General features: G+C 75.6%; 20 protein-coding genes. 18 read left to right on the top strand and 2 right to left on the bottom strand.

Annotation, left to right across the window (positions count from 1 at the left end):
• Positions 1 to 67: 67 nt before the first annotated feature.
• Positions 68 to 1,018 (top strand): DNA polymerase domain-containing protein, encoded by a 951-nt coding sequence (locus IEY37_RS07365; protein ID WP_188940924.1) that lies wholly within the window; start codon positions 68 to 70, stop codon positions 1,016 to 1,018.
• A gap of 129 nt (positions 1,019 to 1,147) precedes the next feature.
• Here IEY37_RS07365 and IEY37_RS07360 read toward each other — a convergent pair whose 3' ends face one another.
• The gene (locus IEY37_RS07360; RefSeq protein WP_188940923.1) at positions 1,148 to 1,405 is read right to left on the bottom strand and encodes a hypothetical protein; all 258 of its coding nucleotides are present in this window, start codon (positions 1,403 to 1,405) and stop codon (positions 1,148 to 1,150) included.
• A 131-nt stretch (positions 1,406 to 1,536) separates the two neighbouring features.
• On the opposite strand from IEY37_RS07360, the gene IEY37_RS07355 reads away from it, so the two are divergent.
• The 8 genes from IEY37_RS07355 (at position 1,537) to IEY37_RS07320 (ending at position 15,225) form a co-directional block, all read left to right on the top strand.
• Positions 1,537 to 3,198, top strand: coding sequence for a dynamin family protein (locus tag IEY37_RS07355; RefSeq protein WP_188940922.1), 1,662 nt, complete (start codon positions 1,537 to 1,539; stop codon positions 3,196 to 3,198).
• Between the two features lie 117 nt (positions 3,199 to 3,315).
• Positions 3,316 to 6,024: a dynamin family protein gene (locus IEY37_RS07350; protein WP_188940921.1), complete on the top strand. Its 2,709-nt coding sequence runs from the start codon at positions 3,316 to 3,318 to the stop codon at positions 6,022 to 6,024.
• A gap of 123 nt (positions 6,025 to 6,147) precedes the next feature.
• On the top strand, positions 6,148 to 7,929 hold the full coding sequence (locus IEY37_RS07345; protein ID WP_188940920.1) for a DUF6802 family protein: 1,782 nt from the start codon (positions 6,148 to 6,150) through the stop codon (positions 7,927 to 7,929).
• On the top strand, positions 7,926 to 8,354 hold the full coding sequence (locus tag IEY37_RS07340) for a hypothetical protein (protein ID WP_188940919.1): 429 nt from the start codon (positions 7,926 to 7,928) through the stop codon (positions 8,352 to 8,354). The genes IEY37_RS07345 and IEY37_RS07340 overlap by 4 nt, the downstream gene beginning before the upstream one ends.
• 160 nt (positions 8,355 to 8,514) lie before the next feature.
• The gene (locus tag IEY37_RS07335) at positions 8,515 to 9,783 is read left to right on the top strand and encodes a DUF6802 family protein (protein ID WP_188940918.1); all 1,269 of its coding nucleotides are present in this window, start codon (positions 8,515 to 8,517) and stop codon (positions 9,781 to 9,783) included.
• A gap of 108 nt (positions 9,784 to 9,891) precedes the next feature.
• Positions 9,892 to 11,454, top strand: coding sequence for a TldD/PmbA family protein (locus IEY37_RS07330; protein ID WP_188940917.1), 1,563 nt, complete (start codon positions 9,892 to 9,894; stop codon positions 11,452 to 11,454).
• A complete protein-coding gene (locus IEY37_RS07325; protein ID WP_188940916.1) occupies positions 11,451 to 12,896 on the top strand; it encodes a metallopeptidase TldD-related protein in 1,446 nt (481 codons plus the stop codon). Before IEY37_RS07330 ends, IEY37_RS07325 begins: the two co-directional genes overlap by 4 nt.
• 361 nt (positions 12,897 to 13,257) lie before the next feature.
• Entirely contained in the window at positions 13,258 to 15,225 is a 1,968-nt protein-coding gene (locus IEY37_RS07320; protein WP_188940915.1) for a phosphoenolpyruvate carboxykinase (GTP), read from the top strand.
• Here the strand turns inward: IEY37_RS07320 and IEY37_RS07315 are convergent, their stop codons facing one another.
• Positions 15,226 to 15,945: an SRPBCC family protein gene (locus IEY37_RS07315; protein WP_188940914.1), complete on the bottom strand. Its 720-nt coding sequence runs from the start codon at positions 15,943 to 15,945 to the stop codon at positions 15,226 to 15,228.
• A gap of 324 nt (positions 15,946 to 16,269) precedes the next feature.
• Here IEY37_RS07315 and pdhA point away from each other — a divergent pair, with 324 nt between their 5' ends.
• From pdhA to IEY37_RS07270, 9 genes are all read left to right on the top strand, one after another.
• Positions 16,270 to 17,550: a pyruvate dehydrogenase (acetyl-transferring) E1 component subunit alpha gene (pdhA, locus tag IEY37_RS07310; RefSeq protein ID WP_188940913.1), complete on the top strand. Its 1,281-nt coding sequence runs from the start codon at positions 16,270 to 16,272 to the stop codon at positions 17,548 to 17,550.
• A complete protein-coding gene (locus IEY37_RS07305) occupies positions 17,547 to 18,590 on the top strand; it encodes an alpha-ketoacid dehydrogenase subunit beta (protein ID WP_188940912.1) in 1,044 nt (347 codons plus the stop codon). The genes pdhA and IEY37_RS07305 overlap by 4 nt, the downstream gene beginning before the upstream one ends.
• A gap of 31 nt (positions 18,591 to 18,621) precedes the next feature.
• Positions 18,622 to 20,238 carry a dihydrolipoamide acetyltransferase family protein gene (locus tag IEY37_RS07300; RefSeq protein ID WP_188940911.1) on the top strand — a complete coding sequence of 539 codons (1,617 nt, stop codon included), beginning with the start codon at positions 18,622 to 18,624 and terminating at the stop codon, positions 20,236 to 20,238.
• Between the two features lie 39 nt (positions 20,239 to 20,277).
• The gene (locus tag IEY37_RS07295; protein WP_188940910.1) at positions 20,278 to 21,126 is read left to right on the top strand and encodes an alpha/beta fold hydrolase; all 849 of its coding nucleotides are present in this window, start codon (positions 20,278 to 20,280) and stop codon (positions 21,124 to 21,126) included.
• A gap of 22 nt (positions 21,127 to 21,148) precedes the next feature.
• Positions 21,149 to 21,793 carry a TetR-like C-terminal domain-containing protein gene (locus tag IEY37_RS07290; protein WP_229674118.1) on the top strand — a complete coding sequence of 215 codons (645 nt, stop codon included), beginning with the start codon at positions 21,149 to 21,151 and terminating at the stop codon, positions 21,791 to 21,793.
• Between the two features lie 143 nt (positions 21,794 to 21,936).
• Positions 21,937 to 22,086 carry a hypothetical protein gene (locus IEY37_RS07285; RefSeq protein ID WP_188940908.1) on the top strand — a complete coding sequence of 50 codons (150 nt, stop codon included), beginning with the start codon at positions 21,937 to 21,939 and terminating at the stop codon, positions 22,084 to 22,086.
• Between the two features lie 387 nt (positions 22,087 to 22,473).
• Complete coding sequence (locus tag IEY37_RS07280; protein ID WP_188940907.1) at positions 22,474 to 23,289, top strand: trans-aconitate 2-methyltransferase; 816 nt, start codon at positions 22,474 to 22,476, stop codon at positions 23,287 to 23,289.
• Positions 23,286 to 23,708 (top strand): pilus assembly protein CpaE, encoded by a 423-nt coding sequence (locus IEY37_RS07275; RefSeq protein WP_188940906.1) that lies wholly within the window; start codon positions 23,286 to 23,288, stop codon positions 23,706 to 23,708. The genes IEY37_RS07280 and IEY37_RS07275 overlap by 4 nt, the downstream gene beginning before the upstream one ends.
• A gap of 112 nt (positions 23,709 to 23,820) precedes the next feature.
• Positions 23,821 to 24,141, top strand: coding sequence for a GroES family chaperonin (locus IEY37_RS07270; RefSeq protein ID WP_188940905.1), 321 nt, complete (start codon positions 23,821 to 23,823; stop codon positions 24,139 to 24,141).
• The last annotated feature ends 4 nt before the right edge of the window (positions 24,142 to 24,145 follow it).

The raw sequence follows: 24,145 nt of genomic DNA, 5'->3' as shown, positions 1-24,145 counted from the left end.
CCCGGGCCACACCCGTGGTACCCACAGGTGTGCCAGGCGACGGCAGGGACCCGCGGGTGGCTGGGCGGTGAGCGGCCGCCCCGACGAGGTCCGCGACGGCGTCGAGCTCACCCATCTCGACGCCCCGCTCGCCGAGGGACCGGAGACCAAGCGCGACCTGGTGGACTACCTGGACGCCATGTCCGACCGACTCGTCCCGGTGCTGTCGGGACGGCCGCTGTCGGTCATCCGGGTCCGGCCGGGGCAGCCGCCTTTCATGCAGAAGAACGCCCCGCGGTACCTGCCGGACTGGGTGCGCACCACGACGGTGTGGGCGGAGGCCTCTCGCCGGGAGCTGCACTACCCGCTCTGCGAGGACCGGCGGACCCTGCTGTGGTTCGCCAACCAGCGGGCCGTCGAGTACCACCCGACGCTGTTCCGGGTCCCTGACGGCGTCGCCACGGATCTCGTGCTGGACCTCGACCCGCCCGCCGGCGCGAACTGGCCGGCCGTGGTCGCGGTCGCCCACCTGGTGCGGCAGGGACTTGCCGACTCCGGCCTGTCCGGCGCCGCCAAGACCAGTGGCGCCAAGGGCGTCCACGTCTTCGTGCCGCTCGACGGGTCGGCCGGCCCCGACGAGGTCGCCGCCGCCACCCGGGCGCTGGCCGCACGGGCGGAGCGGCTCGACCCGTCGATCGCCACCACCGCGTACCTCCTGGAGGACCGGGCCGGCAAGGTGTTCGTGGACGCCACCCGGTCCGGCGGCGCCTCCGTCGCCGCCGCCTACAGCCCGCGGCTGCGACCCGGGCTGCCCGTGTCGTTCCCGGTGGCGTGGGACGAGCTGGACCGGGTCACGCCGGCGGAGTTCACCGTCCGCACGGTGCCCGGCCTGCTCGAGGGCGGCGACCCCTGGCGGGACGCGCGGCCGGCGCCGCAGCCGCTGCGCGCGGACCTGGTCGAGGAGGGCAGGGCCATCCCGGTCGCCCGGGTGCAGGCCATGCACGAGGGCAAGCGCCGCGCCCGGGCCCGCCGCGGCTGACCCGGGCCGGTCCCGGTGCCGAATGCCGCCGGGGCACCGGCCGGCGGGACCCGTGGCAAGAACGAAGGGTCGGCTCCGCCGCCGCGCGGACGGCCGCGCACCGGGGAGCGATGCGGTCCGGGCAGGTGCTCAGGAGGGGCTCAACCACTCGCCCACGAGGTTGGCGACGATCAACGTGCGGTCCTGCGCGTCCCACAGCAGCACGGAACCGGCGCGGCACAGCTCGACGAGTGCCGTGGCGGCGGCCGCGCTGACGGTCAGGACGTGCCGTTCTTCGTCGTCCGTGACCACGAGGAAGCTGAACCGGCCGTCCGATCCGTCGGCCCCGGCCTGCCAGTTCGCGGTCACGTACCGGACCCGTCGGGGGGACGCATCGACCGGGTCCATGGACGCCTGTCTACTCCGCCCCGGCCCGCGCGGCTCCGCCCGACCGGCCGTCCTGCGGCCTGCGCCACGGCACAATGAGCCGGGCGCGCCGGGCCGGCCGCCGGGCGGCGCGAGGCGGAGGGGCGGTCGACATGCAAGGACCCCTGTCCCAGGCGGTCGCCGGGATGTGCGCAGCGCTGCTGCCGCAGGTCTCGCCCGGCACCGCCCGCGGGGTGCAGGACGTCCTCGACCGGCTCGACACCCCGCTGCAGCTGGCCGTGGCCGGGCGGATCAAGTCGGGGAAGTCGACGCTGGTCAACGCGCTGATCGGGCGGCGGGTGGCGCCGACGGACATCGGCGAGTGCACGCGGCTGGTGACCCGCTTCCAGTACGGCACGGTGGACCGCATCGAGGTGGTGCGGACGGACGGGCGGCGCACCGTCGTCCCGTTCGCGGCGGACGGCGGCATCCCCGCGGACCTCGGGCTGGACCTGGTGTCGGTGTCGCACCTGGAGGCGTTCCTGACCAGCGCTGTGCTGGCGGACATCACCGTCATCGACACCCCCGGGCTGGGGTCGATGGACGCCGCGTCGGTGTCCCGGACCGAGGCGCTGCTCGGCGGTGGCGCGGCGCGGGCCGCGTCGGACGGCGCGGCTGCAGGTACCGGCGCGGCCGGCACCACGGTCCCGGCGAGCAAGAGCGGACCGGGGTCGGCCGAGGGCGGCGACGACCTCGACCCGGTGTCGCGGTTCGCGGTGGCCGGCGCCGAGGCCGTCGTCTACGTCTTCACGCAGAGCGTCCGGGCCGACGACACCAAGGTCCTGGAGTCCTTCGCCGCGGCCACCGCCTCCCGCGAAGCGGGCCCGGTCAACGCCCTGGCCGTGCTCAACAAGGCCGACACCGTGCCGCCGGAGTCCGTCGCCGGGTCGGGCGGCTCCGCGCGGCGGGCCGCCCAGCTGCTCGCCGCCACCCAGGCCGACGTGCTGCGCCCACGGGTGGCCGACGTGCTGCCGATGATCGGTCTGCTCGCCGAGACCGCCGAGACCGGTGCCTTCACCGCCGGGGACGCCGAGGCGCTCCGGTCGCTGGCCGGTGTCGACCCGGACCTGTTCGGTGCGATGGTGCTGGCCGGCGACCTGTTCACCGCCATGGACGCCCCGGTCGACCGGGCGACGCGGGTGCGGCTGCTGCAGCTGCTGGACCTGTACGGCATCGCCCTGGCCGTCGACCTGCTGCGTGCGGAGCCGGAGCTCTCCGCCGGCGAACTGCGGCGCCGGCTGCTCGACGCCTCCGGGCTGGACGCGCTGCGCGTCCGGCTCGGCGAGGTGTTCCGGTCCCGCGCGGACGGCATCAAGGCCTCCGCGGCACTGGCGTCGCTGGCCGCGCTGGCCGGTGCCTCCCAGGACTGGGCGGAGCGGCAGCGCATCCACGACGCCATCGAGGTGCTGCTGCAGCGTCCCGAGGCGCACCAGCTGCGGCTGCTGGAGGCCTTGACGCTGGTCAGCAGCGGTGCGGTCGACATGCCGGAGGACCTGGCGGCGGAGATCGTCCGGCTCGGCTCGTCCACCAGGCCCGAGGACCAGCTCGGGATGCCGCAGTCGCCGCCGCAGGACATGCAGCAGGCAGCGCTGGACCGGGCCGGCTGGTGGCGCTCGTTCGCGTCCTTCGGCGCGACACCCGCCCAGAGCCGGGTGGCGCACGTGGTGCACCGCGCGTACTTCCTGCTGTGGCAGGAGCTCAAGGGCGACATGCCGTCGGGCCCCGCCGGGGGCCTCGGCCTGCCGCCCCGGCCGCCCGGACACGACTGGCGCTGACCCGGCAGCCGGTGCCGGTGCGGTGGTACACCGACCTGCCGCGCTGACGGTCGAGGGCCGCCGGCCCGACCGGCGAACGGGCTGCCCGCACGGGGTGCCGGCCGGTACTTTCACGCCATGACCAGCCCGGCCTCGGCCGCGAGCGCGCTCGGCGCGCTGACCGCCCGCAGCGTCCCGCCGCGCCCGGCCACCGGGCCGCTCCCGCAGGCGGTGAAGCAGTGGCGCGAGGCCACCGCGGGCTGGCTGCGGGTCGACGACCCGGACACGGCGGGCACGCTGGCCGCCCGCACCGCTCCGACCACGCCGCCCCGGATGGTCGTCGTGGGGGAGACCAACCGCGGCAAGTCCTCGCTGGTGAACGCCCTGCTCGGGGCCCCCGAGCTGTCCCCGGTGGCGGCGGGCACCGCCACCAGCAGCTATCTGGTGTTCGTGCACGCTCCGGAGCCCTACACCGTCGCGCGGTTCGGCGGCGGCATCGCAGACGTCACCTTCCCGGCCGCCGACCTGCGGACCTGGGCGACCGTCGACGGTGAACCGGACGCCGACCTGCCGCCGCCGCGGTGGATCGAGGTGGGCCTGCCCTCCGAGTTCGCCCGGTCGCTGGTCGTCGTCGACACCCCGGGCGTCGGCGGGCTGGTCGCGGCGCACGCGGAGCTGGCGGCCGAGGCTGCCGCCGCGGCGACCGCGCTGCTGTTCGTGGTGGACGCGTCCGCGCCGTTCACCCGGGGCGAGCTCGACTTCCTGGCGCGGGTCGCCGACCGGGTCGACTCCGTGCACTTCGCGGTGACCAAGACCGACGCGTACCGCGGCTGGCGGGAGATCGTCGAGGCCGACCGGCAGCTGCTCGCCCGGCACGCACCGCGGTTCGCCGACGCGCCCTTCCACCCGGTGTCCGCCCGGCTGGCCGAGGCCGCCGAGGCGCAGGCGAACCCGGCGGTGGCCACCGTGCTGCGCGACCAGTCCGGGGTGCCGCAGCTGCGCCGGCTGCTCGTCGCGGAGGTCGGCGCCGCCGCCGCGATGCTGGCCGAGGCCAACACCGTGCGCACCACCGTGACCGTGCTCTCCGGCGCCGTCGAGCGGCTGGCCGCCAGCCGCCGCGCGCTGACCGCGGGCGCCGCGCAGGCCGACGTGCTGCGGGCCCGCCGCGAGGAGCTGCTCGGGCGCCGCAAGTCCGGCGGCCGCGGCTGGCAGGTCATGCTCCGCGCCGAGATCCAGCGCGCCCGCGTCGACCTGACGCACGAGACGTCGCGCGAGGTCCGCGAGGCCAGCGCCATGTTCCGCGGCGCCATCGACGGCGCGGACTCGGCCGAGCTCAAGAAGCTGCCGTACCACATCGACGCGTACGCCCAGGCGATGACGCAGCGCGCGCACCACCGGCTGGCCGAGGCCATGGACCGCATCTGCCGGACGGTGCTGTCGGAGCTGTTCTCCCCGGAGGAGCTGACGGTGCTGGCGTCGCAACTGGCGACCAAGCCGTACGAGGGGCTGACCACCCGCGGGCCGGAGAAGGCCCGCAACCTCGACGAGTCGATCATGACGTTGACCGGCGCGAGCATGGGCTTCTCGCTCTCGCACCTGGTCGTCGGGCTGCCGTTCGCCGCGCTGCCGGCCGCGTTCGGCATCGCCCTGACGCCGATCTCCCTGGTCGTCGGCGGTGCCGCGGCGTGGTATCTGATGCGGTCCCGGCGCCGGATGGCGGACAAGCAGCACCTCAAGCAGTGGCTCGCGGAGATGCTCGGGGAGGCCAAGGCGCAGATCGACCAGGGCATCGCCGAGCAGTTCGTCGACGCCGACGAGCAGCTGACCCTGGCCCTCGACGACGCCCTGACGCGGCAGGTCGCCGCGCTCGACGCCGAGATCAAGGAGGTCGACGGCGCGCTGAAGCTGGACGCGACGGAACGCGCCGGGCGGCTGCGGGTGATCGACGAGCGGCGCACCGCCGGTCTGGCGCTGGTGCAGTCCGGCGAGCAGCTGCTGCAGCGCATGCGCGGCAGCCGGGTGGCCGCGCTGCCGGCGGTCGGCTTGACCCAGGCCGCCGCCGCCCTGGCGCCGCTGGCCGGACCGGCCGTGCCGGGCGCGCCGCCGCCGGTCTCCCCGCTCGCCGGACCCGCGGTCCAGCCGGCGGCACCGGGAGTGTCGCCGGGACCGGTCCTCCCGCCGGCCGGACCGGTCGGACCGGCCGCCGGGCCCGCCGTGTCACCGGCGTCGGGACCGGGGACGCCGCCCGGTCCGCCCGGCGGGCCGGGCCCGGCGCGCAGCATCCAGCTGCCGCCCGGGTTGCTCGAGCGGATGGCCGCCGACCGGCAGCGCCCGGCACCGGCCGCCCCGGCCGGGTACCCGCCCGTCGCCGCGCCCGCCGTCGGGCAACAGCCGGCCCCGGGAGCGGAGCCGTCAGCAGCCGTGACGGGCGAGGGACCGCCGTCCACAGCGCCGGTCGAGCCCGTGCCGGTCGAGCCCGCGCCGGTCGGGCCGACCCCGTCCCCGTGGACCCCGCCGGTCCCGGACGGGCTGCGGCCCGTGCCGCCCCGGACCGCGGGTCTGGCGCTGGCCGGCCTGGCGTCGCTCGTCCCATCCGCCCCGGTCCCATCCGCCCCGGTCCCATCCGCCCCGGTCCCATCCGCCCCGGTCCCATCCGCCCCGGTCCCATCCGCCCCGGTCCCATCCGCCCCGGTCCCATCCGCCCCGGTCCCATCCGCCCCGGTCACTGCGTCCGGCGCACCGGCCGAGGGGTCGGACACCACCGCCACGGACCCCCGCCACAACGAGGCGACCACGCCGGCATCCCCGGCCGACCCGGACGGAGCCGCCCCCGGCGCATCCGGGTGACCCGGGGAACCGGTCACCGTCCCGCGGGGTCAGAACCGGCACACAGACCTGCCGGCACGGCTCCCGCCGTCCCGGACCGCGACCGGTGCCGACGGCCCGGCGCAGCGATCGAGAGGAGGACCTGTGTTCCTCGACCACGACCCGGCCGATCCCGCGACCTCCGCGACCGACGCCGGCCACGACGGCACGGGCGTCACCGGACCGGACCAGCTCGACGACGACCGGTACACCGGCGTCGGGCACGACACGGCGTTGCACGCCGACCACGGCGTCGACGTCAGCGGCGGTCCCGGCGACGGCGCCGCCGCCGACGGTGCCGACGGTGCCGACGGTGCCGACGGTGCCGACGGTGCCGACGGCGCCGACCTGGTGCTCACCACCACCGGCGGCGACCGCATCGAGCTCGGCGAGTCGACGACCAGCTACGGCGGCGCGGACGCGCTCGTCGTGCGCTCGGCGGACGACAGTCTCGAGGTGTACGTCGACAGCGACCACGACGGCGAGGTCGACGAGGCCATCCGCATCGCGCCGGACGGCCGGTTCGCGGTCTGGACCTCGGACGAGAACGGCCACTGGACCGTGCACGCCACCGGCGAGCTCGACGGGTCGGGTCACGCCACCGTCGACCCGCACGTCGACGCCGGCACCGCGCACCTGCAGCCCGCCGCCATCAGCAGCCCGGTCGGCGACGACGGGCAGCCGCAGCCGCCGGCCCACCCGACCTACGCCGACGACCGCGACACCTACCCCGGTGTGCCGGACGGCGACATCGCCGTCGCCGCGGGCGACCACTACATCGACGCCGGCCCACCCACCCACGACCTGGACGGCGACGGACGCCCGGAGACCAGCGTGGTGCGCTCCGACGGCCGGGTCATCCAGGTGTCCGACACCGACGGCGACGGCCGGGCGGACGAGATGCTCGAGGTGGACAGCCGCACCCACGCCGCCACCCTGCTCACCGACGACGGCACCGGCACCTGGACGGTCGCGGCCACCGGATCCGTGGACTCCTCCGGCGCGTTCGTCGCCGACCACTCCGGACACCACGGGGAGCCGGACCACGCACCGGCGACCGATGCCGCGGCCGGCGGCCCGGCATCCATCACCTACACCAGCGACTCCGGCCAACGCACCGACCTGGGCACGCCGACGCAGGACCTGGACGGCGACGGCCGCCCGGAGACGGTGCAGGTCCGCTCGGCCGACGGCGCGGTGCTCTTCGTCTCCGACGTCGACGGCGACGGTGACCCGGACCAGATCGTCCACGTCGACCCGGACACCGGCCGGGCGCAGTGGGGCGTGCCGGACGGGCACGGCGGCTGGACCGTCGTGCAGACCGGCCACATCGGTGCGGATGGCAGCATCACCGTGGACCACCGGGCGGGCGGTGACGACGGCGGCAGCGACACGGCCCACCCGGCCGATCCGGCCGGCACGGCCGCGTCGCAGCACGCTCCGGACAGCGGGCCGCAGTCGGACGACGCCGGCGGCAGCCGGCCGGACGGCGACCACCCGGCGACGGGCAGCACCGGCCCCGGCGGCACCGCCGGCGAGGACACGGTGAGCGTCTCGGTCGACGGCCGCACGTTCGACGCCGGCCCGGCCACCATCGACAGCGACGGCGACGGCGTGCCGGACACCGTGCAGGTCGAGGGCCCGGGCCGGAGCACGCTGTTCTACCAGGACAGCGACGGCGACGGGGTCGCCGACCGCGCCTGGACCACCGACGCCGACGGCCGCGTCACGGCCGTGTACCAGCTGGCCGCCGGCCAGTGGTCGCCGGTCCAGCCGGACGCCGGGTCCGGCCCGGCCGGTACGCCGGACGGCGGATCCGCAGCGCCGACCGCCCCCGCGGAGCCCGCGCCCGCCGCCCCGGCGGACCAGGCCGGGATCCCGGTATGAGCGCGGCCGGCGGGGGACTGCCCGACCTGTCGTCCCCGGAGCGGCTCCGTGCCGCGCTGGAGGCCATCGCGGCCGCCGTGGCGGCGTGCCGCCCGGCGGGCGGCACCGCCGCCGCAACGGGCGGCCTCGACGGACCCGGGGCGGCCCCGGCGGGTGGCACCGCCGGCACGCCCACCTCGACTGCGTCGGCGTCGGGTCCCGGCAGGTCCGGCCCGGTGATCCGGCGGGTGGCCGATCCCGCGCTCCGGCCCGCCGTCCCGGCGCCGGCGCTGCACCCTGCCGAGCCCGGGACGGTGCTGCCCCCGGCGCTGCGTCCGGCGCTGCCGACCGTGCCGCCGACCGGGTCGCCGTCGGCGCTGCCGACCGTGCTGGTCGTCCCGACCCCCGCGGTGCACGCCGGGAACAGCGGCGTCGCCGAGAGCTGACCGGCGCCCGGAACCGGTCGCCCGCCGCCGCCGTCCCAGTCACGACAGCCCCGCCGACCCCCTGGGCGTGACGGCGGCCGGTGGCCGACACCGCCGCAGCACGGACCGGCGTCGAGCGCCTCCACCAGACCAGAACTTCCACACCCTCGAGGAGCAGGACATGCAGTACGACGACGGCTCCGGTGACGTCCAGCCGGGCCACGACATCGCCATCTCGGGCAACGGGTCCAGCGAGGACCTCGGCCCGGCCACGTACGACTCGGACCACGACGGCGTGGCCGACTCCGTCGTCATCGGACAGGACGACCACTCCTACGTCGTGACCGACTCGGACCACGACGGCCGGGCCGACTCGATGCGCGCCTTCGACGAGGACGGCAGGCGCGTCGACCCGAAGACCGGCGAGCCGCTGCCCGACGACACCGCCGGCCAGCAGACCGGCACCGACGGCCACGACGACACGGCCAGCAGCCACGGCAGTGATGGCACCGCGGGCGGCCACGGCGGCGACGGGAGTGCCGGCGACGCCGCCGGCGCCATCCACACCTCCGACACCGGCGCCGACGCCGCGGGCCAGGCCGGCGCCGGAGCCCCGGACGCCGCCGACGGCACGACCGGTACGGGCACGGATGCGGCGGCCGGCGGGCTGAGCGTCGCCGGTGCCGACGGCGGCGCCATCGAGCTCGGTGACCCGACCGTCGACCTGGACAAGGACGGGCACGCCGACACCGCCGTGGTCCGCGGGACCGACGGCTCGGTCACCGGCTTCACCGACCGGGACGGCGACGGCGTCGCGGACCAGATCACCCAGATCAACCCGGACCACCAGGTCGTCATCGCGGTCAGCGACGGGCAGGGCGGCTGGCAGGTGGTGGCCACCGGCCACATGGACGCCGACAACACCATGGTCGAGGACCCGACGCCCGCGCCCGGCGCCGAGATCCACCTGCCCACCGGCGAGGCCGGAACCAGCGGGACCGACGGGACCGATGCGCCCGACGCCGGTGTCCCGACGGACACCACCGACACCACCACGGACACCACGACCGTCCCGGCCACGGACGGCCCGGCGACCGGCGGCCCGACGCCGGACGCCGGCACCGACCCGGGTGGCGCGTCCCCGGCCGGCGACATCACGTACAGCGCCGGCGGCCACGAGTACGACCTCGGCGCGCCGACGCACGACATGAACGCCGACGGCACTCCGGACACCGTCGTGGTGCACCAGGCCGACGGCACGGTGATCGGCTACACCGACACCGACGGCGACGGCCAGGCGGACCAGATCACCCAGGTCGCCGCGGACGGCTCGGTGGTCATCGGGGTGTCCGACGGCCACGGCGGCTGGTCGCAGGTGGCCTCCGGGCACCGGGCCGACGACGGCTCCTTCGTCGCCGACCAGCCCGCACCCGCCGCCAGCGCCGGCTGAACCCTGCCTCGAAGCCGGCCGGGGCCTGCGTGACGCCGGCGGATCTCCCCGCCGGCATCACCAGCCCGCCCGCCGGGGTTGCTTCCGGGCCGGGGTTAGGGTCGGGTCATGTCACAGCCGCCCGGACCCGCCGGCCGGCAGGTCCGGCCCGCCACCGTCCCCACCGCGCCGCACCCGGTCGACCCGGAGTTCCTGGCGCTGCCGCTGCGGCCGCTCGCCGACGCGGCGCTGTCCGCGGCCACCGCGGCCGGCGCCTCGTGGGCGGACTTCCGCATGCAGCGCCTGCTCTCCGCGGATCTCGTCGTCCGGGACACCGCCGTGCAGACCGAGACGGACGACGTCACGGTCGGCTACGGCGTCCGGGTCATCGTGGACGGCGCCTGGGGGTTCGCCTCGTCGGTGGTGCTGGCGCCCGAGGCCGCCGCCGCGACCGCCCGGCGCGCCGTCCAGGTCGCCCGGGCGGTCCGGCCCGTCGCCGGCGAGCAGGTCGAGCGGGCGGACGAGCCGGTGTACCGGGACGTCACCTGGGTCGGCGGGTACGACGTCGACCCGTGGAGCGTGGACGGCGCCGAGCGCGCCGCGCTGCTGCTCGACCGCTCGGAGCGGCTGCTGGCCCACGACGGGGTGGCGCACACCGTGGCCGCCCTGCAGCAGGCCAAGGACTGCACCTTCTACGCCGACACCGCCGGGACCACCGTCACCCAGCAGCGGGTGCGGGTCTACCCGTGGCTGGAGGCCGTCGCGGTCGACACTGCGGGCGGGTCCTTCGAGACCATGCGGTCGCTCGCGCCGCCGGTCGGCCGCGGCTGGGAGTACGTGCTGTCCGGGTGCGGCCACGACGGCGAGATCTCTGTGCTGGCCGAGTCGCTGGCCGAGAAGCTCAAGGCGCCGTCGATCGAGCCGGGCCGCTACGACCTGGTGATCGACCCGAGCAACCTGTGGCTGGTCATCCACGAGTCGGTCGGCCACGCCACCGAGTACGACCGGGCGATCGGCTACGAGGCCGCCTACGCCGGGACGTCGTTCGCCACCCCCGACCGGCTGGGCAGCCTGCAGTACGGCTCCCCGGTGATGACGGTGACCGGCGACCGGACCACCCTGCACGGGCTGGCGAGCGTCGGCTGGGACGACGACGGCGTCGCCGCGCAGAGCTTCGAGCTGGTCACCCGCGGCATCCTCACCGGCTACCAGCTCGACCGGGTTTTCGCCCGGCGGCTGGGCCGGGACCGGTCCAACGGCTGCGCCTACGCCGACTCGCCGGCGCACGTCCCGCTGCAGCGCATGGCCAACGTGTCGCTGCAGCCCGATCCCACCGGTGGGTCCACCGACGACCTGGTCTCCGGGGTCGAGGACGGGATCCTCGTCGTCGGGGACAAGTCCTGGTCGATCGACATGCAGCGGTACAACTTCCAGTTCACCGGGCAGCGGTTCCACCGCATCCGCAACGGGCGGATCGAGGGCCAGGTGCGCGACGTCGCCTACCAGGCCACGACGACGGACTTCTGGGGGTCGATGGATGCGGCCGGCGGTCCGGACACCTACCTGCTGGCCGGCGCGTTCAACTGCGGCAAGGGCCAGCCGGGTCAGGTCGCCGCGGTGTCCCACGGCTGCCCGTCGGCCCGCTTCCGCGGGGTCAACGTGCTGAACACCGTCGCGGAGGGAGCGGCATGACCGGGGCCGCGGGGCTGCCCGACCTGGCCGGCATCGTCGACCGCGCACTGGCCGCGGCGTCGGCGGCCACGGCGGTGCCGACCGACGACGTCGTGGTGCTGGCGTCGACCACCAGCGAGGCCAACCTGCGCTGGGCGAACACCACGGTCACCACCAACGGCACCAGCGAGAGCCTGTCCTGGACGGTGGTCTCGGTGGTCGGCGGTGCCACCGGCACCGCGTCCGGGTCCGTCGTCGACCTCGGTTCGCCGGACGGGATCGAGGCCGTGGTCCGACGCTCGGCGGAGGCCGCCCGGGCCGCGGCGGCGGCCGGACCCAGCCGGGACGCCGCCTCGCTGGTGCGTCCCGAAGAGGCCGGCGGCAGCGACGCCGGCTGGGACGCCGCGCCGGCCCGCACCGACTTCGACGTCTACCGCCCGCTGCTCGACGGGCTGGACCGGGCGTTCGACGCCGTCCGGTCGGCCGACCAGGTCCTGTACGGGTTCGCCCGGCACGAGGTCTCGACCACCTGCCTGGGCACCTCGACCGGCCTGCGCCGCCGGTGGGTCCAGCCCACCGGCACGCTGGAGCTGAACGCCAAGTCCGCGGACCTGTCCCGGTCGGCGTGGTCGGGGACCTCCACCGCGGACTTCGCCGACGTCGACGCGGCTGCGGTGGTCGCCGCGACCGCCGCGCTGCAGCAGCGGCTGGACTGGGCGCGGCGGCGTATCGAGTTGCCCGCCGGCCGGTACGACACCGTCCTGCCGCCCACCGCGGTGGCCGACTTCATGGTCTACCTGCTGTGGTCCGCCGGAGCCCGGGCCGCGGCGGAGGGTCACTCGGCGTTCTCGGCGCCGGGCGGTGGCACCCGGATCGGCGAGCGGCTGACCGGGCTGCCGCTGACGCTGTCCAGCGACCCCGCGCTGCCGGGGCTGGAGACCGCCCCGTTCGTGCTCGCCGGCGCCTCGGGCGTGGACATCGCGGTGTTCGACAACGGTGCCCCGGTCCCGCGGCTGGACCTGGTGCGGGACGGGACGGTCGCCGGCCTGGCGACCACCCGCCGGTTCGCGGCGGACGCCGGGCTGCCGTTCACCCCGGCGACGGACAATGTCGCCCTCACCGGTGGCGAGGACGGCTGCACCGCCGCGGACCTGGCCGGCTCGCTGGACCGCGGCCTGCTGGTCACCTCGCAGTGGTACCTGCGGGAGGTCGACCCGATGACCTTGCTGCTCACCGGCCTCACCCGGGACGGCGTGTTCCTCGTCGAGCGTGGCGAGATCGTCGGGGCGGTGACGAACTACCGGTTCAACATGTCGCCGCTGGATGTGCTGCGGCAGGCGGCCCGGGTCGGCACGACGGAGCGGACGCTGTCGCGGGAGTGGAGCGACTGGTTCACCCGCAGCGCGATGCCGCCGGTGCTGGTCGAGGGCTTCAACATGTCGTCGGTGTCGCAGGCGCAGTGACGCCGGCCGGACCCGTCCGGCGCTCCGACCGCACCGGTGTCCCCTCCGGAACCGGACCTCCTGCCGCACCGGCGGCGCGGTACGCCGACCTCGGCGGTCGAGCTTCCGGACCGGACCCGTCCGGCCAAAACCGAACAATTTTCACCACGTGTGTGGTGGATCACGACGGCTGAATCGGTCCCTGACTCGATCCAGTGACCCAGCCGACAGCCGGATCAGTGTCGTCATCCGGCCGGTGGCCGTAGTTTCGTCGGCATTCCACGCCCCGGACCGCGATCCGCCGTCGATGTCGCCATCGCACACCCGTCGATCTCGTTCGACACCCGGGCGCACTGTCGCACAGAATCGAACAGGAGCACAGATGACGGCACTGATCGATCCGCCCACCCGCCTGAACCGCCGGGCCCCCGACGACCGGGTACCCGGCCGCCCGGACGCCGAGCCGGAACGGAGCTGGACACCGGTCCGGGTCACCGCCCGGCCGCGCTGGGCCACGCTCGGACCGGCGCCGACCCACGACCCGGCGCTGCTGCGCTGGGTCGCCGAGGTCGCCGACCTGACCCGCCCCGACCGCGTGGTCTGGGTCGACGGCTCCGACCGGGAGTGGGCCGAGCTCACCGACCGGCTGGTCGAGGCCGGCACCTTCACCCGGCTCACCGCCTACCCGGACTCCTACCGGTGCGTCTCCGATCCGGGGGACGTCGCGCGGGTCGAGGACCGGACGTTCATCTGCTCGCCGGACCGGCGCGACGCCGGCCCGACCAACAACTGGGTCGACCCCGTGGCGATGAAGGCCACCATGACCGCCCTCTACGACGGCAGCATGCGCGGCCGCACCATGTTCGTCGTCCCGTTCTGCATGGGGCACTGGGATGCGCAGCCGCCGATGCTCGGCGTCGAGATCACCGACACCGAGTACGTCGTCGCGTCGATGCGGATCATGACCAGGGTCGGGCTGCGGGCGCTGGAGCTGATCGACGGCGGGGCGCCGTGGGTGAAGGCGCTGCACTCGGTCGGTGCGCCGCTGGCCCCCGGCGAGGCCGACGTGCCCTGGCCGTGCAACGAGGTCAAGTACATCAGCCACTTCCCGGCCGAGCGGGCCATCTGGTCCTACGGCAGCGGGTACGGCGGCAACGCCCTGCTGGGCAAGAAGTGCTACGCCCTCCGCATCGCGTCGGCCATCGCGCGCGACGAGGGCTGGCTCGCCGAGCACATGCTGATCCTGAAGCTGACCTCGCCGCAGGGACGGGTGCACCACCTGGCCGCCGCGTTCCCCAGTGCCTGCGGCAAGACCAACCTCGCCATGCTGGCTCCCACCGTCCCGGGCTGGACGGTCGAGACGCTGGGCGACGACATCGCCTGGATGCGGTTCGGCCCGGACGGGCGGCTGTGGGCCAGCAATCCCGAGTACGGGCTGTTCGGTGTCGCGCCGGGCACCGGCTGGCGGACCAACCCCAATGCCATGCGAGCCATCGCGCAGGGGCACACCGTGTTCACCAACGTGGCGCTCACCGACGACGGCGGCGTGTGGTGGGAGGGAATGACCGACGAACCGCCGGCGCACCTGACCGACTGGCGCGACCGGGACTGGACGCCGGACGGCACCGACGCCGACGGCCGGCCGCTGGACTCCGCGGGATCTCCGGCCGCGCACCCGAACTCGCGGTTCTGCACGCCGATCCGCCAGGTGCCGGTCCTCGCCCCGGAGTACGACTCGCCGGAGGGCGTGCCGATCTCGGCGATCCTGTTCGGCGGCCGCCGGCGGACCACCGTGCCGCTGGTGCTGCAGGCCCGCGACTGGACGCACGGCGTGTTCCTCGGGGCGACCATCTCGTCGGAGACCACGGCCGCCGCCACCGGCCAGGTCGGCGTCGTCCGGCGGGACCCGATGGCCATGCTGCCGTTCCTCGGGTACGACGCCGGCGACTACTTGGCCCACTGGCTGTCGATCGGCGCCGCCACGGCGCCGGACCTGCTGCCCCGGGTCTTCCACGTCAACTGGTTCCGGCGGGACGCCGACGGCGGCTTCCTCTGGCCCGGGTTCGGCGAGAACGCGCGGGTGCTGGCGTGGATCGTCGGCCGGCTGGAGGGCACCGCCGGTGCCGTCGACACGGCGGTGGGTGCGGTCCCCGGGCCGGCCGACCTCGACCTCACCGGTATCGACCTGGACCCGGACCGGCTGGCCGCCGCGCTGGCCGTGGACCACGACGAGTGGCGCGCGGAGCTGCCGCTGCTGCGGGAGTGGTTCGACCGGCTCGGCCCGTCCGTACCGGCGGCACTGCAGCAACAGCTGCGGGCGCTGGCCGACCGGCTCGAGGACGGGAGCTGATCAGTCGTCGTCGCGGTCGCGCGTGCGCCGGCTGAAGATCTTGCGCAGCAGGACCAACGCCACCACGCCCAGCACCGCCGGGAGGGCCTTGCGGAGCAGCGGCACGCCCGCTGCCTGCAGGGCGTCCACCGGCTGCGCACCGCCGACCACCCGCCGCACGCCGACGGACGGCGGCGCGGACGGTGTCGCCTCGACCGTGGAGGTCCCGGCGGCCATCTCCGCCGCCACGTCGTCGGGGTTGACGACGTCGACCAGCTCGGCGCCGCCGGCCGGCCGGCCGGTCAGCTCGCGGGCCAGGCAGTCGGCGAACCGGCTGATCGACTCGTTGCCCACCGCCACCATCGCGGCGCGGCCCAGCCGCGCCGGCCGGCCGGTGATCGACAGGGTCGTCACCAGGTCGACGGCGGTGCGGCCGAGGGTCAGCGGGGTGGCGGTCATGGACACCAGGACGGCGGCGTTCGACTCGTCCTTGGCGGACGTGCCGCTGGCCTCGAGCCGGGCGCGGTGGGTGGCCGGATCCCGGTCGGCGATCCGGCCGCTGCCGTGGATCGTCAGCGGGCGGCGGCCCAGCTTGACGGTGAGCGAGCCGGAGAAGTCGTCACCGTCCACCCGGTCCAGGTGGGCGCCGGGGAAGCAGGCGGCGACCCGTTCCATGTCGAGCAGGGCTTCCCAGGCCGTGTCGATGCCGACCGGAATCTCGAAGCGGTGCTCGAGCTCCATGCCACCCTCCGTCTGCGGATCCGGCTGCCGGCGGCGGCCGGCTGGCTCGATCGTAGGTGGCGGCCCCGACGGCGGCCCACCCGCCGCCGTTCCGACTCTCGGAGTCCCGACGGTCGGACGTGGCGCAGGTCACGGGCGCCGGCCGTTCGTGCCAGTATCGGTGGATCGAGCCGCCGCCGCCCCGACCGGGCGCCCGGCGGAGCGTCCCAGAGGTCGGTGTCCGCGAGCGGGCCGGCTCCTCCACCCCGGAGCCCGGCGGTCGCGGTGCCGCCCCGCGTCCGGTGATCCCGGCCACGGGGTGCCAGAGCAACAGGGAGGTACGCCATGACCGCATCCGGCGGGGACGGTGCCCCGCACGCCACCGCCACCCGGACCGGTGACGCGCCGCCCGACGAGCACCGCAGGGGCGCGCTGGGTGCGGGTGCCAGCCCGGTCGCCGGGGCGCCCACGCCGCGCCAGGTGGTCGCCGGGCTCAAGGCCACCGCCAGCGCCGAGGACCCGGTCCAGCTGCTGTCGCCGGAGGGCGAGTTCACCCCGCACCCGGACTACCCGCTGGACGTCGACGCCGACCTGCTGCGCGGCCTGTACCGGGACATGGTGCTGGTGCGCCGGTTCGACCGGGAGGGCAACGCCCTGCAGCGGCAGGGGCAGCTGTCGATCTGGGTGCCGCTGCTGGGTCAGGAGGGCGCGCAGATCGGCGCCGGCCGGGCGCTGGCGCCGCAGGACATGGCCTTCCCGTCGTACCGCGAGCACGGCATCGCCTGGTGCCGCGGCATCGACCCGACCGAGCTGCTGGGCATCTTCCGCGGCACGGACCACAGCTCGTGGGACCCGGCGGCGACCCGCTTCCACAGCTACACCATCGTCATCGGCAACCAGGTGCTCAACGCCGCGGGCTACGCCATGGGCCAGGTGCTCGACGGCGTCGTCGGCCGGCACGACCCGGAGCGCCCGGACGAGGCGACCATCGCGTTCTTCGGTGACGGCGCCACCAGCGAGGGCGACATCCACGAGGCCATGGTGTTCGCGGGTTCGTTCGACTCGCCGGTCGTCTTCTACTGCCAGAACAACCAGTGGGCGATCTCCGAGCCGGTCGAGGTGCAGTCCCGGGTGCCGCTGTTCCACCGCGCCCGCGGCTACGGCTTCCCGGGCATCCGGGTGGACGGCAACGACGTGCTGGCCTGCCTGGCGGTGACCCGCTGGGCGCTGGACGAGTGCCGCTCCGGCAACGGCCCCGTGCTGGTCGAGGCCTTCACCTACCGGATGGACGCCCACACCACCTCGGACGACCCGACGCGCTACCGCACCGCCGACGAGGGGCAGGCCTGGAACCTGCTGGACCCGATCGAGCGGGTCCGGGTGCACCTGGTCCGGACGGGTCAGGCCGACCAGGCCTTCTTCGACGGCGTCGCCGCGGAGGCGGACGCGCTGGCCGCCCGGTTCCGGGAGCACTGCCTGGCGATGACGCCGCCGCCCCCGGACCGGATCTTCTCGCACGTCTACAGCGAGCCGCACCGCCAGCTGGACCGGCAGCGCGCCGAGTACCTGCAGTACCTGGCCGGCTTCGCGGACACCCCGGACGCCGGTGCGCAGGTGCACGCATGACGGCCCTCGACGACGCCCGCACGGCCGCTGTGTTGCCGGACGACGCGCCGTCCCAGGCCCGGCCGACCACGCTGGCCAAGGCCTTGAACATGGGCCTCCGCGCCGCCATGGAGGCCGACCCCAAGGTGCTGCTGATGGGCGAGGACGTCGGCAAGCTCGGCGGCGTCTTCCGCATCACCGACTCGCTGCAGAAGGACTTCGGCGAGCACCGGGTCATCGACACCCCGCTGGCCGAGTCCGGCATCGTCGGGACCGCGGTCGGCCTGGCGCTCCGCGGTTACCGGCCGGTCGCCGAGATCCAGTTCGACGGCTTCGTCTTCCCTGCCTTCGACCAGATCGTGTCGCAGGTGGCCAAGGTGACCTACCGGACGCAGGGCCGGGCCCGGATGCCCTTGGTCATCCGCATCCCGTTCGGCGGCGGCATCGGTGCCGTCGAGCACCATGCCGAGTCGCCCGAGTCGCTGTTCTGCCACGTCGCCGGGCTGCGGGTGGTCGCCTGCTCGTCGGCCGCCGACGCCTACTGGATGATCCAGGAGGCGATCGCCTGCGACGACCCGGTGATCTTCTTCGAGCCCAAGCGCCGGTACTGGGAGAAGGCGCCGCTGGACGCGCGGCCGGCCGCCCGCCCGGCCGGGTCGACCTTCACCTCGGTCGTCCGACGGGCCGGCTCGGACGTGACCGTCGCCTCCTACGGCCCGTCCCTGCCCGTGCTCGAGGCGGCCGCCGACGCTGCGGCCGCGGAGGGCCGATCGCTGGAGGTCATCGACCTGCGGGCGCTGTCGCCGCTGGACCTCGACCCGGTGGTCGAATCCGTCCGCCGCACGGGGCGCCTGGTGGTGGTCTCCGAGGCGCCGCTGGAGTCCTCGATCACGGCCGACATCGCCGCCCGGGTCACCGAGGAGGCCTTCTACTCGCTCTCCGCGCCGGTGCTCCGGGTAGCGGGCTTCGACACCCCGTACCCACCGTCCAAGGTGGAGGGCTACTACCTGCCCGATCTCGACCGCGTGCTGGACGCCGTCGACCGGGCCATCAACTGGTGACCGGCCGCCGCCGGCAGGAGGACCACCGAGGATGAGCAGCGTCCGGACGTTCGCCATGCCCGACGTCGGGGAGGGGCTGACCGAGGCGGAGGTGCTGTCCTGGCGGGTCGCCGTCGGCGACCTCGTGACGGTGAACCAGATCTTCGTCGAGATCGAGACCGCCAAGGCCGCCGTGGAGCTGCCGTCGCCGTTCGCCGGCCGGGTGCACGCCCTACTGGTCGAACCCGGGGTGACGGTGCCCGTGGGCACGCCGATCCTGTCGATCGACACCGACCCCGCGGCGCCCGGGCAGGGCGACGGCCCGGTGGCGGCTGGGGCCGGGGCGCAGGGGTCGGCCGCCGCGCCGCCGGACGGCGGCGCCCCGCACGCCGGGGCGTCGGCCGCTGCCGAGCCGGCCGGCGCGAAGATCGGCGAGCAGACCGCCGACGGCCGGATCGCCACGCTCGTCGGCCACATCTCGCCCGGAGCCGGCGTGACCCGCCGTCCGCGGCGGTCCGCGGCGGCCGCACCGGGAGCGGCGGCACCGTCCGCACCGGCAGCTGCGGCGCCGTCCGCACCGGCAGCTGCGGCACCCGCACCGGCACCCGCACCCGCACCCGCACCGGCAGCTGCGGCGCCGGCCCCGGCGCCGGACGTCGTGCCCGGTCCGGTGGCGCCGGCCGACCTGCCCGAGTCCGGCGTGCCGTCGGCGCTGCTCCCCGCCGCGCCGCGGGCCGCACCGCCGGTCCGGCTGCTGGCCAAGGAGCTGGGCGTCGACCTGCGGGACGTGACGCCGTCCGGTCCGGACGCGTTGATCACCCGGACCGACGTCCTCGCCGCCGCCGGTGCGCCGGAGAGCGGGGTCCGCACCCCCGGCCGGGACGCCGCGGACGGCCTTCCGGACGGCGCCGCGCCGACGACGGCCGCGCCGGTGACGTCGACGGTCCCGGCCGGTTCGGGGACGCGGGAGCGCCGCGAGACCCGGGTGCCGATCCGCGGCGTCCGGCGGGCCACCGCCCGGGCGATGGTGGAGAGCGCGTTCACCGCCCCGCACGTCACCGAGTTCCTCACCGTCGACATCACGCCGACGATGGAGCTCCGCGACCGGCTGCGCCGCCGCCCGGACTGGGCCGACGTCAAGCTCACCCCGCTCGCCTTCGCCGCCCGCGCCGTGTGCCTGGCCGTCGCCCGGACGCCCGAGGTGAACGCGGTGTGGGACGGCGACCGCGGCGAGATCGTGCACAAGCACTACCTGCACCTGGGCATCGCCGCGGACACGCCGCGCGGGCTCACCGTGCCGGTGGTGCGCGACGCCGACCTGCTGGACCTGCGCGGGCTGGCCGTCGCGGTCGCCGAGCTGGCGGCCACCGCCCGTGCAGGGCGCACCGCCCCCGCCGACCTGGCGGGCGGGACGTTCACGATCACCAACGTGGGCGTGTTCGGTGTGGACACCGGCACCCCGATCCTCAACCCGGGGGAGTCGGCGATCCTGGCCCTCGGGTCCGTCAAGGACGCCCCGTGGGTGGTGGACGGCCAGCTCGCCGTCCGCAAGGTCTGCCAGCTGGCGCTGTCCTTCGACCACCGGGTCGTCGACGGGGCGCAGGGTTCGCGGTTCCTCGCGGACGTCGGGGCCCTGCTCGCGGATCCCGCGATGGCCTTCGTCGGATAAGGGTTGACCGCTGTAGCTAGTGGGATTAGCTTTGTGGCTATGACTACTAGCTACTTGCCGCTCGACGGCGGCCGGATCGCCTACACCGTCGACGGAACCGGACCGCTGGTGCTGTGCCTGCCGGGCATGGGCGACGTCAAGGAGGTCTTCCGGTTCACCGTCCCGGCGCTCACCGCGGCCGGGTACCAGGTGGTGTGCGCCGACCTGCGCGGCCACGGCGAATCGGACGCCACCTTCGACCGGTACGACGACGAGACCGTCGCCGACGACGTGCTGGCCCTGATCGACGCGCTGGACGGCGGCCCGGCGGTGCTGGTGGGCAACTCGCTCGCCGGGGCCGTCGGCGCGCTGGCCGCGGTCCGCCGGCCGTCCGCGCTGGCCGGATTGGTGCTGCTCAGCCCGTTCCTGCGGGACGGCGCCGGCGGTCGGCTGGCCCGGTGGGTCACGGCCGCCGCGCTGGCCCGGCCGTGGGGACCGCGGTTCTGGACGTCCTGGTACCGGCGGCTGAACGCCGGGGCGCAGCCGGTGGACCTGGACCGGCACCGGGCCGCGCTGCACGAGGCGGTCACCCGGCCCGGCCACTGGCGGGCGCTGCAGCGGCTGGCGGGCACGTCGCACGACCCCGCGACCGCCGTCCTGGACCGGGTGCGGGTGCCGGCCCTGCTGGTGCAGGGGGCGCTCGATCCCGACTTCCGCGATCCCGAGGCGGAGGCGCGCTGGGGGGCGACCCAGCTCGGTGCCGAGGTGGTGATGATCCCGGACGCCGGCCACTACCCGCAGGCGCAGCAGCCCGGCCCGACCAACGAGGCGGTGCTGGCCTTCCTGCGGCGCGTGCACCCGGCGGACGGCACGCCCGGCGCGCGGACCCTCGAGGCGCCCGGTGCCTAGGGCGGGGCTGACCCCGGACCGCGTGCTGGCGGTCGCCGGTGACCTGGCGGACGAGGTCGGGCTCGACCGGTTGACCCTGGCCATGGTGGCGGAGCGCTGCGGCGTGGCGTTGCCCAGCCTCTACAAGCACGTCGCCGGGCTGGACGCGGTGCGGCGCGGGCTGGCCGTGGCCGGTGCCGTCGAGCTCGGCAACCGGCTGGGCGCCGCGGCCGTCGGACGCTCCGGCCGCGCCGCGCTGCACGCGGTCGCCGACGCGTACCGGGCCTTCGCCCACGAGCGGCCGGGACGCTACGCCGCCTCCGTCCGCGCCCCGGCCGACGGCGACCAGGAGCACGCCGCGGCGGCCCGCGGGCCGTACGAGGTGGTGCGCGCGGTCGTCGACGGGTACCCCGTCCGGTCCCGGAGCACGGTGGACGCCGTCCGCGGCCTGCGATCGGCCGTCCACGGGTTCGTCGCGCTGGAGGCGGCCGGCGGCTTCGGGTTGCCCGAGGACCTCGACCGCAGCTTCGCGGAGCTGGTGGCGGTGTTCGACCGGGCCTGGAGCGCGGCGCCCGGGGACGGCTCGGGCCAGGACGTCTCGGTCGAGGACGGCGAAGGCTGGGACGACCGTGGGGGCGTCAGGGCCGTCGACGGTGCTGCCGGCCTGCGTGGCGCTCCGGTCCGGTGATTCGTCGGCTCTAGGGATATGAAGCCTGGGAATCGTGTGCCTGTGAGGCACCTCACCGACGATCGTGGCATCGTCGAGGGGTCCCGGTGCGTCTGTGGTGGTGGACCGAAAACCACCACGACCGCAGTAAGGACTGATCAGCAATGAGCCGCCTCGCGAAGGCCTTCCGCAGCCACCGTGAGATCACCCGCAACCGCCGCGCGTTCGACCGCGCGATGGAGCACGCCGTCACCCCCGCCATGCGCGACGAGTTGATCATCATGGCCCAGCGGCAGGCCCCGCTGTCCAAGTGACGCCGGCCCGGGCGCGAGCCCGAGCCCGCCGATCGGCACCTCCACGGAGATCTCCCGGGGCAGGACGCCCCCACCACGGCCCGCGACCACACCGGTCGCGGGCCGTTCTGCGTCCGGAGCCGGAAGGCCGTGCCGGATGTGGTGCGGGACACACCGCGCCGCCCGAAGATCCCGCAGGATCCTGAGTGCCCGCGCTGAACTGCGACAACACCGTCCCGGCCGGACCGCTGCCGGCCAGGGCGCCGCTGCCGCCGGGCAGGTCGGGGAAAAAGTTGGCCGGGGCTGTAACGCCCCCGGACGGCCCGGCGAAACACCAGTCGACCCCGGTTGCTGTCAGACCCCCGACCTGACAGCCCCCGGGGTCCTTTGCGTTCTACGGTGGGGACCGTGCCGGCAGCGACGACCTGGGACCCGCAGCAGTACGGCCGGTTCGCCGGCGAGCGGGGCCGCCCGCTGGTGGACCTGGTGCACCGGATCGGCGCCGACCGTCCCCGCCAGGTGGTCGACCTGGGCTGCGGCCCGGGCGAACCCACCCTGCTGCTCGCCCGCCGCTGGCCGGAGGCCACCGTCGTCGGGGTCGACTCGTCGCCGGAGATGATCCGTCGGGCGCTGGCCGTCCGCGCCGAGCAGCCCGCCGACGTCGCCGATCGGGTGTCCTTCGTGCTGGGCGACCTGGCGGACTGGCGGCCGGGACCGGAGACGGACGTCGTCGTCAGCAACGCGGCCTTGCAGTGGGTGCCCGGACACCGCGCGCTGCTGGCCGGCTGGCTCGACGCCTTGCCGGACGGCGCCTGGTTCGGCTGGCAGGTCCCGGGCAACTTCGACGCCCCGTCGCACCGGCTGCTCCGCGAGATCGCCGCCGGGGACCGTTGGCGAGAACGGCTGCGCGGCGTGCTCCGGCACGACCCGGTCGACGACGGCCCGGGCTACCTCGAGCTGCTGCTCCAGCACGGCTGGCGGGCGGAGGCCTGGGAGACGACCTACCTGCACCTGCTGCCGGGCGCCGACCCGGTCCTGGAGTGGGTGCGCGGCACGGCGTTGCGGCCGGTGCTCGACGCCCTCGGCAGGGACACCGACGACACCGGGGACACGGCGAGCTTCGAAGCCGAGTACGCCGCCGCGCTGCGCGCCGCCTACCCGGCCACGCCGCACGGCACCGTCCTGCCGTTCCGGCGGATCTTCGCGGTCGGCAGCCGCGGATGACCGCGTTCCGCGAACTGGCGCTGGCCCTGCGTGCCGCGGGGGTGCGGTGGACGCCGCGGCCGGGCGACCGGTTCACGCTGGTGGACCCGGCGTTTGCCGACGACGTCTACACGATCGCCGAGATGGTGGTGGAGCTGCAGGACGCCACCGACGCGCAGGTGCTGGGGTTCAACGGCACCACGGAGTGGGCGCTGGATTCGGTCGACTTCGCCGATGCGGTGTGGTTGCCCCGCGAGGACCAGTTGCGGGACCTGCTCGGGCCGATGTTCCGGCGGCTGGAACGCACCGCGGACGGCTATGCGGTCACCGTGCACCTGCCCGGCCGGGCACCCGAGGACATCCCCGCCGGCAGCGCCGAGGACGCCTACGCCCTCGCGGTGCTGGCTCGGCTCGCCGCCGCCGACGCCGCGGCGGGGTGACGCCGGACCGGGCTGCGGCGGGACACCTGTCCGATCGCGGTCGCGGTACTGGCGGGGACCGTGGCGGCGCACTGCGGGCTGCCGACCGGCGGGCCGGATCTAGGCTCGGTCGATGCCCGACCATCCCCTGTCGATCCAGATGCTCCACGACCGGATCCTGATCCGCCTGCCCGGCAGTCCGGGCGAACGCACCAGCCGCGGCGGCATCCTGATCCCGGCCACCGCCGAGGTGGCCAAGCGGCTGGTCTGGGGCGAGGTGCACGGCACGGGCCAGCACGTCCGGTCCGTCAAGACCGGCGACAAGGTGCTGTTCAGCCCCGAGGACCAGTACGAGGTCGAGATCGCCGGCGACACCTACCTGGTGCTGCGCGAGCGCGACCTGCAGGCCGTCGCCCACGAGACCACCTCCGGCGGGACGGGGCTGTACCTCTAGTACC

The organism is Nakamurella endophytica (genome assembly GCF_014646215.1).
GTDB lineage: Bacteria > Actinomycetota > Actinomycetes > Mycobacteriales > Nakamurellaceae > Nakamurella > Nakamurella endophytica.
This window is presented reverse-complemented; position numbering and strand designations above follow the sequence as displayed.

Coding starts and splice junctions, on each gene's coding strand:
- IEY37_RS07360 (WP_188940923.1), bottom strand. CDS start 1,405: ATGGACCCGGTCGATGCGTCCCCCCGACGGGTCCGGTACGTGACCGCG.
- IEY37_RS07355 (WP_188940922.1), top strand. CDS start 1,537: ATGCAAGGACCCCTGTCCCAGGCGGTCGCCGGGATGTGCGCAGCGCTG.
- IEY37_RS07350 (WP_188940921.1), top strand. CDS start 3,316: ATGACCAGCCCGGCCTCGGCCGCGAGCGCGCTCGGCGCGCTGACCGCC.
- IEY37_RS07340 (WP_188940919.1), top strand. CDS start 7,926: ATGAGCGCGGCCGGCGGGGGACTGCCCGACCTGTCGTCCCCGGAGCGG.
- IEY37_RS07335 (WP_188940918.1), top strand. CDS start 8,515: ATGCAGTACGACGACGGCTCCGGTGACGTCCAGCCGGGCCACGACATC.
- IEY37_RS07330 (WP_188940917.1), top strand. CDS start 9,892: ATGTCACAGCCGCCCGGACCCGCCGGCCGGCAGGTCCGGCCCGCCACC.
- IEY37_RS07325 (WP_188940916.1), top strand. CDS start 11,451: ATGACCGGGGCCGCGGGGCTGCCCGACCTGGCCGGCATCGTCGACCGC.
- IEY37_RS07320 (WP_188940915.1), top strand. CDS start 13,258: ATGACGGCACTGATCGATCCGCCCACCCGCCTGAACCGCCGGGCCCCC.
- IEY37_RS07315 (WP_188940914.1), bottom strand. CDS start 15,945: ATGGAGCTCGAGCACCGCTTCGAGATTCCGGTCGGCATCGACACGGCC.
- pdhA (WP_188940913.1), top strand. CDS start 16,270: ATGACCGCATCCGGCGGGGACGGTGCCCCGCACGCCACCGCCACCCGG.
- IEY37_RS07305 (WP_188940912.1), top strand. CDS start 17,547: ATGACGGCCCTCGACGACGCCCGCACGGCCGCTGTGTTGCCGGACGAC.
- IEY37_RS07300 (WP_188940911.1), top strand. CDS start 18,622: ATGAGCAGCGTCCGGACGTTCGCCATGCCCGACGTCGGGGAGGGGCTG.
- IEY37_RS07295 (WP_188940910.1), top strand. CDS start 20,278: ATGACTACTAGCTACTTGCCGCTCGACGGCGGCCGGATCGCCTACACC.
- IEY37_RS07285 (WP_188940908.1), top strand. CDS start 21,937: ATGAGCCGCCTCGCGAAGGCCTTCCGCAGCCACCGTGAGATCACCCGC.
- IEY37_RS07275 (WP_188940906.1), top strand. CDS start 23,286: ATGACCGCGTTCCGCGAACTGGCGCTGGCCCTGCGTGCCGCGGGGGTG.
- IEY37_RS07270 (WP_188940905.1), top strand. CDS start 23,821: ATGCCCGACCATCCCCTGTCGATCCAGATGCTCCACGACCGGATCCTG.